Source organism: Litoribacter ruber, assembly GCF_018449405.1.
Taxonomy (GTDB): domain Bacteria; phylum Bacteroidota; class Bacteroidia; order Cytophagales; family Cyclobacteriaceae; genus Litoribacter; species Litoribacter ruber.
This window is the reverse complement of record NZ_JAHCMY010000002.1, coordinates 524,897-539,284: the sequence shown is the minus strand read 5'-3', so window position 1 is coordinate 539,284 and position 14,388 is coordinate 524,897. Positions and strand designations below refer to the sequence as shown.

Genomic DNA, 14,388 nt, shown 5'->3' with positions numbered 1-14,388 from the left:
TTTTACCGCCCGGAGACTTTAAACATAAAACCATGCGGTTCCATGTTGCCATGGGGTATTAATTTCCGTTTCCGGAAGCTATCCCCCTGTAAAAGGTAGGTTGCATACGCGTTACGCACCCGTGCGCCACTCTCATTATCAGCAAGCTGATAAATCCCGTTCGACTTGCATGTATTAGGCCTGCCGCTAGCGTTCATCCTGAGCCAGGATCAAACTCTCCATAGTAAAGTATTTTGCGATGGTCTTAACCCATCTTGTTTCTCGCTAGGATTTCAAGCATATTGCTTGGCTATTTGTCGTATTGTCTTACACTACTTCAATGAACTTTCTTCTCGTTTTGAGAATAGTCGAAAACCTTTGTTTCCGAAAGCGAGTGCAAATATCGGGAGACTTTTTTTAATCTCCAACAATCATTTCGAAAAAATTTTTAAAACTTTATTTCGATAATTGTCGATATCCGCATTTCAATTTTGTCCGCCCTGACCGTTTATCAGCGCTTTCCCCGATTGGGAATGCAAACATAGGGAGCTTTTTTAAATCTACCAAACAGGCCTAGGAGATTTTTTACAATTTTCTTTTAACAGGCTGTTTTGATGGGGTTTAAAATTGTACTAGGTACGAAGCACTATGTACTAAGACTTCCAGCATCAGAGGTTGGCTGGTAGCCGCTTTTATGTTATGAAGTCATCCGGTGTATTTATTCTCGTAGCCCTCCCTCGAGCTGCGCTCTTCGGATGGGGTATCAGTCTAGCAATTGTTCATTATTCGACATTCGGCGTTCATCATTCATTATTCAACCAAACGTGACTGACACGTAAACCTTTTCGAACTTCGTACTTCCGATGGGGTACCAGGTACAACGTACCAAGTACCTTCACCATCAGGATGCTGTTTCCTGCCATACTGAGGTGGTGAGATTAGCCAGTGTTTTTACTTTCGCGACCCTCCCTCGAGCTGCGCTCTTCGGATGGGATATCAGTCTAACCAGAGCTTACTTCATTATTCATCATTCATCATTCGACATTCATCATTGCATCCCGTGACTGACACATAAACCTTTTCGTACTTCATGCTTACGGTAGTACCAAGTTCAATGTACCATGTACCAAGTACCTTCACCATCGGGTGCTGTTTCCTGTCATTTTGAGGCGGTGAGATTATACAGTGTTTTCACTTTCGCGACCCTCCTTCAGAGCTGCGCTCTTCAGATGGGGTATGTTGGGAGGGAAAATTTACATACGTAAAACTTAGTACCTAGTACCTAGTACATAGTACAACAATCTACCTTCTCTTATAAAGCGGAACAGTACTACACGGCTCCCCGTACATAATGGACTTGGCAATGGGCTTGAGCTTACGCACCACTTCCCCATAGGCAAACAAAGGTACGGGCAAATCCCCGCAGCCTTTTACCACCACAGGCCGGCCTTCAAAATCTGAGGGGTTCAGTTTTTGTAAGGCCTCTTGATAAAGAAATTGCTCCAAAGCCTCTTCATTGCCCAAAACAACGGTTTTGGCCACTCCTTCCAAATAGGTGGACACCAACATAAATGCCCAAGTAGGCACAATGGCGTCTACCGAACAAAAAACAGCTACATGCTTATCCCTAAATTGCTCCCAGTCCAACTCCTTCAAAGCCTTTCTGAAATCCAATTCCTTTAATACCAACTCTTGAAAAAGATACCCTTTCAGATCAAACACGCTTCGTTCTCCTGAAGTATAGTATTCTTCCAGATCAACGGTGATGATCGGACTATTGGCTACTCTATTTACAATCTCACTCATGATAACAAAGGGTTTTTCTTGGATTTGATAACCCTAAACTCTTTTAGGTAGTTCGGCTCAAAGTAAGCTAAGTCAACAAAATCCTTTTTTTCAAATTTACCAAACGCTATCTGCCCCACACTTTCTGCAGAATTGACCAAAGGGATAAATCTTGCATTCTCATGCCTGATCACATTAGCAACCTTCTCCACAGCGTCTCCTATAAAAAGGACAGGGCCATTTTGCAAATCCTCACCAAAGCTATCCTCATCCACCATCACAGGGGCCAAAGGTGTGAGCTCCTCCATGCCATGGTTTAAGGTCTTGCAATACACTTCCATCCTACGGGCGTCCATCATGGGAATAGCCCTAGACCCGGCAGGCATGAAATCTTTCACCCTCAAAGCCAAGGCATCCAAGGTATCCACACCTATCAATGGCAAATTATGAGCATATGCAAAACCTTTGGCAGTAGAAACCCCAATCCTCAACCCTGTATAACTCCCAGGCCCGGCAGATACCGCAATGGCATCCAGGTCGGCAGTGGCCACTCCCACTCTTTGCATCAGACTGTCGATACTGGGCATGAGTTTTTGCGAATGCACATTGTCTTGATGCAGTTCAAGCAACCCCAAAAGTTTTCCTTCTCGATGCAGTGCAACTGAACAGACCGAAATGGCTGTTTCAATCGATAAAATCAATCCCATAACATACTTATTAATTCAATCCCCTTATCCACAATAATCATCCCCACAAAAATAGCAAAAACCAACTTCAATGTTTTAGAGGACATCCTCAGGGAGGTCATCACACCAATCGGCGCCGCTAGCATTACCCCAAGGGAAAGGGAAATGGCTATAGGCATCACGATATACCCATAATTATAATAGTCGATATCATACATGGGGGTGGTGTTCATGTTATAAATGACATTGGCCCCAGTCGAAATCAAGATCATGCCTATAGATATGGACTTGGCTTTTTTGACGTCAAACCTGAAGTAGTTGTTGAGCATGGGGATCACCACGGTGCCTCCACCCAGCCCCGAAAGGGAAGAAACCGCCCCCGCTAAAGAGCCTGACACTATAAGAGGATTGCGTTTGGTTTTGCCCTGGCTGCCTTCCTTGTCTTTGATTATAAAAGACCTGATCAGCAGAAATCCCAAAAACACAATCAGAAATACGTTGAAAATCGTTTTGGAATAATAAGGGGTGTTAACCACATATTCCAAAAACAGGATGGAGGCTACTGCTCCGGATATCCCAATATACAGCACTTCCCTCAGGTAAAATGTCTTGGTACGCACATGGGTGATGTTACCCGATAGACTGGCAAAAAAAGTCCCAAAAAGAGAGTTGGCAATGGTGTACTGCACAATCTCCGACTCGGGCACCCCTATCTCTAAAAGCGCAAAAGGAAGAACGATGATAAACACCATTCCTCCTCCTATGCCCAGCAGACCTGCTATAAATCCCCCTGCCAATCCGGCAAGAAACAATAAGAACTGGTCTACCATGAATTATTTTTTCTTCCCAGGCTTCAAGATCATTGCAAATTGATTTTGATCACCCAATACTGTCAAAGATTTCTTGATCTCTTCATCTCTATCCAAGGAAGCTTCTACTACCCCCTCTTGATAGTAATACCTGGTAATAATCTCATCCTTGAGCGCATCTTTGATCTCATCCTTGAATGTGATAAGATCCTGCTCTTTGTTATGCCCCACACTTTTCTTTAATTGGGCTATTTCATCTTGGATTTCCTCAAAATATTTTTCTTTCTCAGCGTATTTTTCAAGATCAGCAATCGTCTTTTCTACTCTGGTAGTATAATCGTATTCCTTATCCTGAAGCCACTCCACAAACTCTTCATAAAGTTCATCCGACACCTTGAATTTCCTTGGGCCGGGAATTTCTTCGTTCTGCCTGCTGAATTTATTGGCAAAGTCGAAAATCAAACCTCTTGCCACCAAGCTGAACGTAATAGGAGCGTAAGTTCTGGAATCCACTGACTGGTCAGGTTCGATACCTGCGCCATCAAGAACAATCCTACCACCTTTGGTTTTAAATTCATTTCTCAAAGAATCCGGAATAGATCTACCCTGTCCCTCTTCATCTTTATTGCTATAATCAATGGCTTGAATCAATCGACCACTTGGAATGTAATATTTGGCTGTCGTTAGCTTCACTTGTGAATTGTAAGACAAAGGCACCGTGCTTTGCACTAGTCCTTTACCGAAAGTTTTTCTACCCACGAGTACCGCCCTATCATAATCCTGAAGCGCTCCCGCCACAATTTCAGATGCAGAAGCACTTCTCTCGTTGATCAAGACCACCAAAGGGATATCCTTATCCACTGGGGCTTTTTCGGTTTTGTAAACTGCATTTACACTTTGAAGCTTTCCTTTGGTGCTTACCACCTCACGGCCTTTTGGAATAAAGAGGTTCACTACCTCCACGGCTTCTTTCAGAATCCCGCCTGGATTGTCCCTCACATCCAACACCAACTTCTGGGCACCTTGGGATTTCAGATCTATAAGTGCTTTACGCACATCAGCGGCAGCATTGGTGGTAAAATCCGTCAATTTAATATAACCGGTCTGCTCATCAATCATCCCGTAATAAGGAACGTTGCTGATTACAATCTTCTTTCTGGTCAGTTCCACGGCCAGGGTATCCTCACCCCTTTTTACCTTAACCTTCAAGTTTGTATTGGCTGGCCCTTTTAGGAGTTTGGAAATCTCAGCGGTTTCATACTTGCGTACATCGATGGAATCCACCTTCAACAGCTCATCCCCAATCCTCAACCCTGCCTCTTGAGCAGGAAAGCCTTTATAAGGCATCAGGATCATATTGGTTCCGGTACGGTTACCAATCAGGGCGCCCACACCCCCATATTCCCCAGTGGTCATCATCCTAAAGTCGTCCGAATTTTCCTCCGGAATGTATTCGGTATATGGATCCAGCTCCTCCAGCATGGCATTGATACCAATGGTCACCAACTCCTCCGGGTCAATATCATCCACATAATAGGAGTCAAGCTCACGTACCAGGGAGGCGAAAATGTCCAGGTTTTTGGCGATGGCAAAAAGCTTATCATTCTTGGTTACAAATGAAAAAAGTGTTCCGCTGCCCAGCAGGACAACCAGAAAGAGTACAAGAATTTTACGGTTTTTTAACATAATAAGAGGATACTAAGGTGTTTCTGTATGGGCAATTTTGGTTAAAATCTTTATGATTTTGGGCTGTATATCCTGAAAGGATTGCAGCTCATGTGACACATAGATCAAGGCTATGTTCCTTTTCTTATCGGGTTCAACGGCATCTAGAAGGTGTTTGTTGAGCCTATAGGCTTCTTTCATCCTTCTTTTCACATGGTTGCGATGCACGGCCTTTCTGATTTTCCTTTTAGAAACAGAGAAAAGTACCTGATTAGTTTCACTGTCGCCAGCCTCTAAAAATAACACCTTAAATGGATATAAAAAAAAAGAGGAACCTTTATCAAAAAGTTCCTTTATTGACTTTTTAGAATGGAGTCTCTCATTCTTAGAAAGTTTATAATTCATAGTACATCAGTTACCGTATCAGCTACGAGTACATGCATCAATGAATTACTTCTTCAATGTCTTTTCAGAAGATACGGTTAACTTATGTCTTCCTTTAGCTCTTCTAGATCTCAATACTCTTCTACCGTTAGCAGTAGACATTCTTTCTCTGAAACCGTGCTTGTTTCTTCTTTTTCTGCGGGAAGGCTGAAACGTTCTTTTCATGATATAAAGCTTTTAATATATTTCTTTCCTATAATTTCCTCAGGGGCTTCCCCCTAAAAAGGACTGCAAAGATAGATAGGATTTTTTGATTTACAAATCGGTGGCTTACTTTTGTTTATCACCTAAGCACAAAACCAAATGCAATATTATATAAAAAGAAACAATATCCTTTCACAATTTATACAAATCCGACTGGAGCTCTATTGCCGCCAGGGAGAAAAAGTACTCCTTCAGCTTCCCGCCTGGCGGCCGGGACGCTATGAGCTCGCCCATTATGCCCAGAAATTGAGGGGTTTTAAAGTATTCTTGGAAGAAAAACCCGTAGCGTCTTCCAAGGCCACCAAAGACCTTTTCACCTTTACAGCAGAAAACTCGGGGACCTATTCTATCCAGTGTGATTTCCACGCCTGCCAAATGGATGCGGGCGGAAGCTGGTCGGATGATGAGCAGCTTTATCTCAATTTTATCAACTTTGTCTTTGAGGTAAAAGGCCGGGAAAACGAACCCATAAAGGTAACTTTGGACCTGCCCGGAGACTTCAAGACAGCCACCGCACTGCCTAAAATTGATAAACACACCTTTGAGGCTACTGACTTCCAGCATTTGGTGGACAGTCCCTTATTTGCCTCGCCTACCTTGAAACATGATAGCTATAATGTTGATGGCAAAACCTTCCATTTATGGTTTCAGGGAGAGGTTCATTTCGATGTGGAAAAACTAAAACTAGACTTCAAAGCCTTTACCAGGGCCCAAATGAATGGCTTTGGTGATTTCCCTGCCCGTGAATATCATTTCCTTATCCAATTGCTTCCGTATAAACATTATCATGGTGTGGAGCACCAGTATAGCACCGTGATCACCATAGGGCCGGCTGAGGAACTGGGGGACAAAAAGCTTTACGATGAACTCATGGGAGTGAGCTCTCACGAGCTTTACCATTTTTGGAATGTTTGTAGAATCAGGCCTAAGGAGATCCTACCCTATGACTTCTCCAAAGAGGCATACATCAAAACCGGTGTAGTGGCTGAGGGCGTGACCACCTACATGGGCGATTATTACCTGCTACAGTCAGGCTACTTTAGTTTGGAAAACTACCTGGAGATATTGCAGAAACAGCTAGACAGGGAATTTGAAAGCTTTGGCTGGCAGTCCATGTCGATTACGGATTCAAGCTTTGACCTCTGGCTGGACGGGTACAAGGCAGGCATCCCTGACCGCAAGGTCTCTATTTACAATCGGGGCGCCTTGATTTCACTCACCCTAGACTTAATGCTTCTGGACCAACAAAGCTCCCTTCAAGAGGTGATGAATAACATGTGGCAAAAATATGGCGACCTGCAAAAGGGTTACCTTTTGGAGGATTATCAACAGATCATTGCCGGCCACCTTGGGGAAAAAGAAACTGAGCAATTCTTCTCCAAATATATCAAGGGCACCCAGGATATCAGAGAAGTATTGTTTGCCCAGTTAGGAACCTTGGGATTGGAGGTCAAAGCCGTCCCTAGAGCCAACCGACTCGAAGCGGCTTTTGGTATCATTACTAATGAAGAGGGGATAATAACCAAAATCCACCCCCACGGCCCCAATACAGATCATGTAATGCAAATGGACCGGATAGTGGAAATCAACGGACAGCCCTTCACGAGCGATATTTCCTTGGAAGCTGATCGCCTTGATCTTAAAATTAACCGCTACGGCCGCATCCTTAACATCCGCATCCATGCTTCCGCCGAGCCCCTTTATCTTTCTCACAGGATTGACATTTCAGCTGAAAACCCAAAAAGAACCGCATGGGTCAGACAAAGCTAAACCACTGATGAACAGCTCATAACCATGGTTTTGTTGGTAAATTTTCGTATATTAAGTGGTAGGAATTATAAAAACAAGAACGCCATGGGATACGCAAGCAGAATTGAGCATTGGGCGGACACACATCATCCGGTATGGATAGATTATCTCCGCGTGGTTTTGGGGCTGTTCATCTTCTTCAAAGGAGTCATGTTTATCGGCAATACCGAAAGACTCATGGATATGATGACAGGAATAGATATCGGGTTTTTCAATATGGCTTTGGCCCACTATGTGGCTTTTGCCCATTTGGTGGGAGGCTTGCTGATAGCGATGGGATTACTTACACGGTTTGCGATAGTGTTTCAGCTACCGATCCTCTTTTTCGCTGTGTTCTTTGTCAACATCCAGCAGGGGTTCCTATCGGTATCCAACAACTTGGAGTTTGAACTTTCCCTGATCACTTTCATCCTGTTGATCGTGTACCTTATCTATGGGTCAGGCAAGTTTAGCGTGGATGAGTTTATGAGGAAGCATCCGCATTATTGATGTACTAGTAATGTACTATGTAAAAAACCGCAGAGGCGCAGAGGGCACAGAGAAATTTATTAAATCTCTGCGCTCTCTGCGCCTCTGCGGTTAATTTTATATTTATTCTATTATTCAAAATCATCTTCCGACAACTCTGTGTTGAACTCAATGGATTCAACGTTGGCGGTGATGGCTTCGGGTACCATGGGGGATTTTACGCGCATTTCAACGGGGTACATGATGCCGTCGATCTCATCATAGGTCAGGTATTCAGTATTACCTGAAGTTGTGTTTTCGTTTCTCAACTTCAGACCGCTCTCCACACTGTAGAAGTTGGTTTGGGATACCCCATTCTGGTTTTTCACTACGATTTTGTAAGCCTCCTCATCGTTTACCGTTTCCTTGCCTTCGTAAGACAATTCGTACCCGTTGGTGCCATACCTGAGTTCAGGGAAAGCGCTCATGTTCATTTTGGCCTCCTGGTATTGCTCATCGGTAAGTTCTTGGGTTTGTCCCATCATGAGCACCTTGGCCTTGCCGTCTTTGAGGGTGATGTTGCTGGCTTCGTTGCCCATCACCAAGACGCGCTGGTTCATGCGCTCATTTTCCTCGTCATGGATGAAATACATATTCATCACCATTCCCTGAAATTCCGTCACCATTTCGATTTTGGCATTTCGGATTTCCTCCAGCTTGGCTTTTCCGCCTATAGCTTCCAGGTAGTTTTCGATCACCTCTTCAGCAGTTGGATCATTGTCCTGCTGCCCGGCGAAAGCAAGGTTGCTGGCCAAAAAAGCCAGCATCACAAGCATGTTTGTTGTTAGCTTTCTCATATGTTATTTTTTTGGACGGAAGACGGGAGACGGAAGACCGAAACTTATTCCCGTCTTGGGTCTCAATTTAAAATAATTATCCGCGAAGAGGCCTTAGTGATACTTCTTTTAGACTTCGTGCCCTTCGTGGCCATTTTTTCGTCTCCGGTCTTCGGTCTTCTTTAATTAAAATCCGCTTCCGAAATTTCAGTATTTATTTCCAAAGATTCTACAACTGTTTTCAACGGTACCGGAATCTGTGGGGATTTCATGGTGGAAACGGTCGGGAAAAACACGCCTTCATATTCCTCATACTCCTCATAAGTGGTGTCTCCGGCCATTGGATTTTCATTTCTAAGCTTCAAACCATCCTCCACAGAGTAGTAGTTTACAATTTCAGAGCCAGTTGGGTTTCTGATGATCACTTTATAGGCATCCTTGCCTTCGACGTCAGCCACTCCGTCCACTTCCATGGTGTAGCCCATTTCTTCATAGTGAAGCTCTGGGAAAATAAACATACTCATCTTTACCGCTTCAAACTGCTCGTCGTTTAGCTCCTGGCTTTGGCCCATGGCCGTCACCTTGGCTTTGCCGTCTTTGATCACCGTACGGGAAGCCACGTTACCCATCATTTCCACGCTTTGGGCAAACTGACGGTTTGGCTCATCATGGATAGAGGTCAGGTTCAATTTCATGCCCTGCACTTCTGCTGAGCTTGTAATTTTGGCAGTTTCCACTTTCTCCACATTCTCACGACCACCGATCGCCTCAATATATTTCTCGAAAATCTCCTCAACGGTAATATCTTCATTAGCCATTTCTACTTCTCTAGCAGGATCGCCCATGTTGTTGTACATCTTGATCTCGCCAAACTGGCTCAACCCGTCTTTGATGCCAGAACCATTACCCACTACGGTGATATATAATCCTTCAGGGTTCAAATATTTTTTGGCAGCCTGATTCACATCCTCAACAGTGATGTCATTCAATCTTTGTAAATAAGTGGCATAGAAGTCGGCAGGCAAGCCATAACGCTCAGTATTGATGGCGAAATTGGCAATAGTAGAAGGGCTCTCCAGCGAACGGCCGAAGCTTCCGCTCAAGTTGGCCTTGGCAGACTCAAGTTCCTCCTCAGTCACACCTTCCTCCACGATCATTCTGATTTCATTCATCATCTCATACACAGCACTGTCAGTCACCTCTGTTCTTACAGACGCATTGGCTGAAAAGTTTGTGATCAATTTATCGGACCCGATAGTAGAATAAGCTCCATAAGTATAGCCTTTGTCTTCTCGTAGGTTCATGAACAACCTAGAAGAAGATCCTCCTCCAAGGATGTAATTCAACACTCTTGTATTCAAATAGTCATCATTGGTTATATGCATTTCTACCGGATGCGTGATGTTGATCACCGACTGCACAGAAGCAGATCTGTCAACCAAAGCCACCTTGTTTTGCTCTGGACGGCTAGGCTTGTCATAGTTTTTGGTAGGAACTTCAGCTTTTTCCCAGTCTGAGAAATATTTGTTTACCAACTCCTCAGCTTCATCCTTATTGATATCACCCACTATGGCCAAATAACCAATATTTGGTCTGAAGTAAGTTTCAAAATAGTTTCTGATGTCTTCTACGGTGATGTTGTTGATAGTGGCTTCAGTTTGCGTTTCTCCATAAGGGTGCTCCTTGCCGTAGTTTACAGCTGCTACTACTCTACCCGAGATGGCATCAGGGTTGTCCTTGCTGGTAGCAAGCCCAGTGATGGCCTGCTTCTTCAATTTCTCCAATTCCGATTCCGGAAAAGTAGGGTTGTAAAGCACATCGGTCATCAATTCCAAAATCTTATCCTGGTGCTTTTTCAATGAGGAAGCAAACAGGGAAGTAGAGCCGGCTCTAAGAGAGGCGCCGATAAAGTCTACCTCTTCATCCAAGTCATCCTTCGGTCTGCTTTCAGTACCTGCAGTCATCATTTCACCAACAAAACCGGAAAGGCCAGCTTTATCGCCTTCCTGTATAGGATCGCGGTCCAATACCAGTGAAAAAGCAACCCTTGGCAGCTTTCTGTTTTCCACTACAAATACTTTAAGGCCGTTGTCCAAGGTAAAGGTTTCGGCATCCCCTATCTGGATTTCTGGCGCTGGGCCAGGCTCAGGGAATTTGCTTCTGTCCACCTGGGCAAAGCCGCTCTGGATCACAAGCAGGGTCAAAATCAGAAATATATATGTTCTTTTCATAATTAACTCTTAAGAATAATTTGCACAGTTTAGACTTTAATACTCTGCTGTCTCTGAAGCAGGTTTTGGAAGATAATGAAGCACCACTCTGCCATCCAGGGTCAGGTACTCATTTGCCACCCGCTGAATATCTTCACGGGTTACTTTTCTGTAGTTATCTAGCTCCTGATTGATGTAATCAGTTTCTCCATAAAACACTCTTGCTTCAGCCAAATTCTGGGCGATGCCCGCCATGGTAGAGTTTTTGGACACCAAGTTATTTTCAATGATATTCTGAAGCTTTTGAAAGTCTCTTTCTGAAATACCCTCAGCTTTTACTTTTCTCAAAATGGTGTCAATTTCATTCTCCAAGTCATCGGCAGCTACTCCCATATTGGTAATGCCATACATGATGAATATACCGCCATCTTCAAGATCCAAGGGAATCGCCGCCACCGCCAAAGCTTTTTGCTGGTTGTCGACAAGCTCCTTGGTCATCAAAGAAGACTTTCCGCCAGTAAGGTATGTGGAAAGCATTTCCATGGCGTAGGAATCTTCGTGGGTCTTCTTTGGCAAGTTATAGGCCTGAATGACCGCAGGAATCTGGATATTGTCATAAATTATATCCCGGATTTCTTCAGTTTTGCGTGGCTCCTGCACATTTGGTCTTCTGATTTCACCTTCGCCCTTAGGGATCTCGGAGAAATACTTTCTTACCCATTCCTCTGCTTGGTCATAATCGAAATCACCCGCCAGAACCAAAGTCGCATTGTTAGGCACATAAAAGTCCTTGTAGAACTGCATGAACTCATCCAGCGTAGCAGCGTTCAAGTGCTCCAAGGAACCTATTGGCGCCCACTGATATGGATGCTCGGAATAGGCTCTAGCCAATGTTTCAGTCAATATCGAACCGTACGGCTGGTTGTCGATTCGCTGTCTTTTTTCTTCTTTTACTACCTCCCTTTGCGTTTCCACCCCAGTTTCATCGATTTTGGCGTGAAGAAGACGCTCGCTTTCCATATAAAGCGCCAGCTCCAGCTGGTTGGACGGCAAGGACTCGTAGTAGTAAGTGATGTCGTTGGAAGTAAAGGCATTTAAAGTCCCGCCGGCAGACTGGATTTTCTTCATGTACTCGCCGCGGCCGATATTTTCAGAACCTTCAAAAAGCAGGTGCTCAAAAAAGTGGGCAAAACCTGTTCTTTCGGGATCTTCATTTTTGGAACCCACATGGTATAGTACCGAGGTGGTCACTATTGGGGTGGTGTTGTCCTGATGCATGATCACATGCATGCCGTTGTCCAGGGTAAATTCCCGGAACTCGATCTTGTTCTGTGCCAAAACTGAAAAGCACAGCATACCGCTTAGCAGCGTCAAAAGCGTAAACTTTCTCATAAAATATAAATTGGAATTGAAAATTCTTTGGGATCTATTGAAGTATGTAAAATCAAGCTATTCATACGTAATAAGATAGTGCCAAAACTCGGTACCATTCAAAAGTGTGGATGAAAAGTAAGGCAATTAGTTGGATTGGGCAAATTATTTTTTCATCATTAATTAAAAAATTAGGGTTTACATATAACACATGTCCAAAAATGGACAGTGAAACTTTTAACTGTTCGTATATGGACACGCTCTATACCTCCACTGGGTCGCCCAAATCACAAGGCTCATCAAAACTGTATTCCAGAAGGCATGGAAATAAATGGCCAACCACAGTCCATGCGACAATCTAAGGAAACAAAGTATCAACCCCCCAAAAAACTGGGACAGCACAAGGAATGGCATCAGGTACCAATAGGCAAGAAAATCCAGTTCCTGATAATTCCCTAGGTGAATGAGGGCAAATATCGCAGATGAAAAATAGACCAGCCATTTTAGGGGCACTGGTTTACCAATTTTCTTCACAATAAATATTGATAACAAAATGAGAATATAGGCCAGCATAAGTGGCCAAAATTCACTGAACATCACCAATATCGAAAAGGCCAAGGCTACCAAGAAGCTTTTTAATTTTATATTAAGCGGAAATCGAAATACCAGCTCTTCACCAAAAGGAGCTAGCACACCTACCAATAATAATATCAGCAGAGGACTGTCCTTAATTAATTGGTCAAACCTATCATCATAATCGAATTTGTCTAGCCCTGTGATATCAAGGATAATGAGATATACTGTGATTAAAAAAAGTTTGACCAAGAAAAGGATTAAAAGCCCCTTGACATTGAATCCCTTTTTAGGATATGTCTTTCCGTACTTCAGAAAATCCATAAGCCCTTGGAGTATGGGTACTTGGAATTGCTCTCTCAGCACTCTTAATTTCACGCTAATGTCAAATAAGCAAATACAAATATTCCTATCAGCCCAATGTGTACAGACAAATACCACAATACCTTTCTTTTTATTACCCCAAACTCTAGCGTGTCATATTTATACCTACTTATTATTATATAGACAACGTTCATTAGAATGACCAGAAACCAAATTATGCGGGAATCAATATCTTGGTCAAAAAAGAAATGGAGAATCAATAGCGCAAACAACGAGGATAAGCTCAAGTGTAATATAATTTTTAGCAGTTGTTTCATAGGGTAAGTCTGTTTTAGTGATAATGGGTTTATGCTAGTTTTGCTTATAGGGACGGAAGACCGATGACCGAAGAAGCGGGCCTTTCTAGCATAAAACCCTGAATAGGCAGTTTTACCGTCTCAATGATGCATTTGCGGATAGTCTAAAATGCATTATCATCAATCAAGCCCAAACACCACCGCGGGTATTACCAATACCGCATTGTAAGCCGCATGGAAATAAATTGCCTTCCACATTCCGTAATGAAGCCTAATGAAGCCCAGCAGCAGGCCCAATGCAAACTGTATCCCCACTAGAAAGGGGACCCAGTAGAAATTGCTGACCCAATCGAATTCGCGGAAATTATCCATATGCACAAGACCAAACAAAATGGCTGACACATAAACCACCAGGTGAAGGGGCACATCTTTCTTCAAAGAAACCATGACAAACAGGCTGATAAAATAAAGGGCCAAAATCGCCGCAAGCCACCATATCTCGGCAGCCAGCATTAAGGACAATACCAGTCCCCATACAAAAGCCCCCCTTTTCAAACTCAAATGGTAGCGGAAGGCAGTCTCCTCCAGCAATGGGGCGAGGATTATCACCGCAACCATTACCAGTACCTTATGATCCCTAAGCATTTCTTCAATCACATGGTCAAACTGCCCGGCACCGGCCAGTTCCAAGACCAGACCATATGGCACCACGGCTACCAGAGCTGCGCCAAGCAGGAGCATAAAATTAAAAGGAGAAAGCGGTGGCACCGCTTCAAGTATCCTAGGTTTTTTCAGGAAAGATTGGAAGCTGACAAATATGGGCGCAACCTTACTCCTTGCCCCCTTTGGCTCCTTTTGTACAGATAAACTCATATTTAATATTTTAAAACACCGCTGTTAAAACGAACTAGATCCATCCTGGAACCCCCTTTGAAAACCGATCATAAAAT

Annotated in this window: 13 protein-coding genes and 1 rRNA gene; 2 read left to right on the top strand and 12 right to left on the bottom strand. The window is 43.6% G+C overall.

The features are described 5' to 3' along the window. The 7 genes from KI659_RS07040 to rpmH all read right to left on the bottom strand — a co-directional run. Positions 1 to 225: ribosomal RNA gene (locus KI659_RS07040) — 16S ribosomal RNA — on the bottom strand; the annotation flags it as partial. A gap of 1,056 nt (positions 226 to 1,281) precedes the next feature. Continuing rightward, positions 1,282 to 1,785 (bottom strand): DUF2480 family protein, encoded by a 504-nt coding sequence (locus KI659_RS07035; protein WP_213944645.1) that lies wholly within the window; start codon positions 1,783 to 1,785, stop codon positions 1,282 to 1,284. Then, entirely contained in the window at positions 1,782 to 2,471 is a 690-nt protein-coding gene (gene tsaB, locus KI659_RS07030) for a tRNA (adenosine(37)-N6)-threonylcarbamoyltransferase complex dimerization subunit type 1 TsaB (protein ID WP_213944644.1), read from the bottom strand. The genes KI659_RS07035 and tsaB overlap by 4 nt, the downstream gene beginning before the upstream one ends. Continuing rightward, positions 2,462 to 3,280 (bottom strand): sulfite exporter TauE/SafE family protein, encoded by an 819-nt coding sequence (locus KI659_RS07025; protein ID WP_213944643.1) that lies wholly within the window; start codon positions 3,278 to 3,280, stop codon positions 2,462 to 2,464. The genes tsaB and KI659_RS07025 overlap by 10 nt, the downstream gene beginning before the upstream one ends. A gap of 3 nt (positions 3,281 to 3,283) precedes the next feature. Further along, positions 3,284 to 4,945 carry a S41 family peptidase gene (locus KI659_RS07020; protein ID WP_213944642.1) on the bottom strand — a complete coding sequence of 554 codons (1,662 nt, stop codon included), beginning with the start codon at positions 4,943 to 4,945 and terminating at the stop codon, positions 3,284 to 3,286. 12 nt (positions 4,946 to 4,957) lie between these two features. After that, positions 4,958 to 5,329 (bottom strand): ribonuclease P protein component, encoded by a 372-nt coding sequence (rnpA, locus tag KI659_RS07015; protein WP_213944641.1) that lies wholly within the window; start codon positions 5,327 to 5,329, stop codon positions 4,958 to 4,960. A gap of 45 nt (positions 5,330 to 5,374) precedes the next feature. After that, positions 5,375 to 5,533, bottom strand: a complete 159-nt coding sequence (rpmH, locus tag KI659_RS07010; RefSeq protein WP_143959674.1) for a 50S ribosomal protein L34 — start codon at positions 5,531 to 5,533, stop codon at positions 5,375 to 5,377. Between the two features lie 138 nt (positions 5,534 to 5,671). Between rpmH and KI659_RS07005 the strand changes: the two genes are divergently transcribed. Continuing rightward, complete coding sequence (locus tag KI659_RS07005) at positions 5,672 to 7,342, top strand: M61 family metallopeptidase (RefSeq protein ID WP_213944640.1); 1,671 nt, start codon at positions 5,672 to 5,674, stop codon at positions 7,340 to 7,342. Positions 7,343 to 7,426: 84 nt separating this feature from the next. After that, positions 7,427 to 7,870, top strand: coding sequence for a DoxX family protein (locus tag KI659_RS07000; RefSeq protein ID WP_213944639.1), 444 nt, complete (start codon positions 7,427 to 7,429; stop codon positions 7,868 to 7,870). A 110-nt stretch (positions 7,871 to 7,980) separates the two neighbouring features. Here KI659_RS07000 and KI659_RS06995 read toward each other — a convergent pair whose 3' ends face one another. The 5 genes from KI659_RS06995 to KI659_RS06975 form a co-directional block, all read right to left on the bottom strand. Then, positions 7,981 to 8,685 (bottom strand): LolA-like protein, encoded by a 705-nt coding sequence (locus KI659_RS06995; RefSeq protein ID WP_213944638.1) that lies wholly within the window; start codon positions 8,683 to 8,685, stop codon positions 7,981 to 7,983. 161 nt (positions 8,686 to 8,846) lie between these two features. Beyond that, positions 8,847 to 10,895: a M16 family metallopeptidase gene (locus KI659_RS06990; RefSeq protein ID WP_213944637.1), complete on the bottom strand. Its 2,049-nt coding sequence runs from the start codon at positions 10,893 to 10,895 to the stop codon at positions 8,847 to 8,849. Positions 10,896 to 10,931: 36 nt separating this feature from the next. After that, positions 10,932 to 12,266: a M16 family metallopeptidase gene (locus KI659_RS06985; RefSeq protein ID WP_213944636.1), complete on the bottom strand. Its 1,335-nt coding sequence runs from the start codon at positions 12,264 to 12,266 to the stop codon at positions 10,932 to 10,934. Positions 12,267 to 12,482: 216 nt separating this feature from the next. Next, positions 12,483 to 13,142 carry a CPBP family glutamic-type intramembrane protease gene (locus KI659_RS06980; protein WP_213944635.1) on the bottom strand — a complete coding sequence of 220 codons (660 nt, stop codon included), beginning with the start codon at positions 13,140 to 13,142 and terminating at the stop codon, positions 12,483 to 12,485. Between the two features lie 476 nt (positions 13,143 to 13,618). Beyond that, positions 13,619 to 14,311, bottom strand: coding sequence for a CPBP family glutamic-type intramembrane protease (locus tag KI659_RS06975; RefSeq protein ID WP_213944634.1), 693 nt, complete (start codon positions 14,309 to 14,311; stop codon positions 13,619 to 13,621). Positions 14,312 to 14,388 lie beyond the last annotated feature (77 nt).

Bases quoted from the DNA above. Each gene is read 5' to 3' on its own strand.
- KI659_RS07025 (WP_213944643.1), bottom strand. From the start codon at position 3,280: ATGGTAGACCAGTTCTTATTGTTTCTTGCCGGATTGGCAGGGGGATTT.
- KI659_RS06990 (WP_213944637.1), bottom strand. From the start codon at position 10,895: ATGAAAAGAACATATATATTTCTGATTTTGACCCTGCTTGTGATCCAG.
- KI659_RS06980 (WP_213944635.1), bottom strand. From the start codon at position 13,142: ATGGATTTTCTGAAGTACGGAAAGACATATCCTAAAAAGGGATTCAAT.
- rnpA (WP_213944641.1), bottom strand. From the start codon at position 5,329: ATGAATTATAAACTTTCTAAGAATGAGAGACTCCATTCTAAAAAGTCA.
- KI659_RS06995 (WP_213944638.1), bottom strand. From the start codon at position 8,685: ATGAGAAAGCTAACAACAAACATGCTTGTGATGCTGGCTTTTTTGGCC.
- tsaB (WP_213944644.1), bottom strand. From the start codon at position 2,471: ATGGGATTGATTTTATCGATTGAAACAGCCATTTCGGTCTGTTCAGTT.
- KI659_RS07020 (WP_213944642.1), bottom strand. From the start codon at position 4,945: ATGTTAAAAAACCGTAAAATTCTTGTACTCTTTCTGGTTGTCCTGCTG.
- KI659_RS06975 (WP_213944634.1), bottom strand. From the start codon at position 14,311: ATGAGTTTATCTGTACAAAAGGAGCCAAAGGGGGCAAGGAGTAAGGTT.
- KI659_RS07005 (WP_213944640.1), top strand. From the start codon at position 5,672: ATGCAATATTATATAAAAAGAAACAATATCCTTTCACAATTTATACAA.
- rpmH (WP_143959674.1), bottom strand. From the start codon at position 5,533: ATGAAAAGAACGTTTCAGCCTTCCCGCAGAAAAAGAAGAAACAAGCAC.
- KI659_RS07035 (WP_213944645.1), bottom strand. From the start codon at position 1,785: ATGAGTGAGATTGTAAATAGAGTAGCCAATAGTCCGATCATCACCGTT.
- KI659_RS07000 (WP_213944639.1), top strand. From the start codon at position 7,427: ATGGGATACGCAAGCAGAATTGAGCATTGGGCGGACACACATCATCCG.
- KI659_RS06985 (WP_213944636.1), bottom strand. From the start codon at position 12,266: ATGAGAAAGTTTACGCTTTTGACGCTGCTAAGCGGTATGCTGTGCTTT.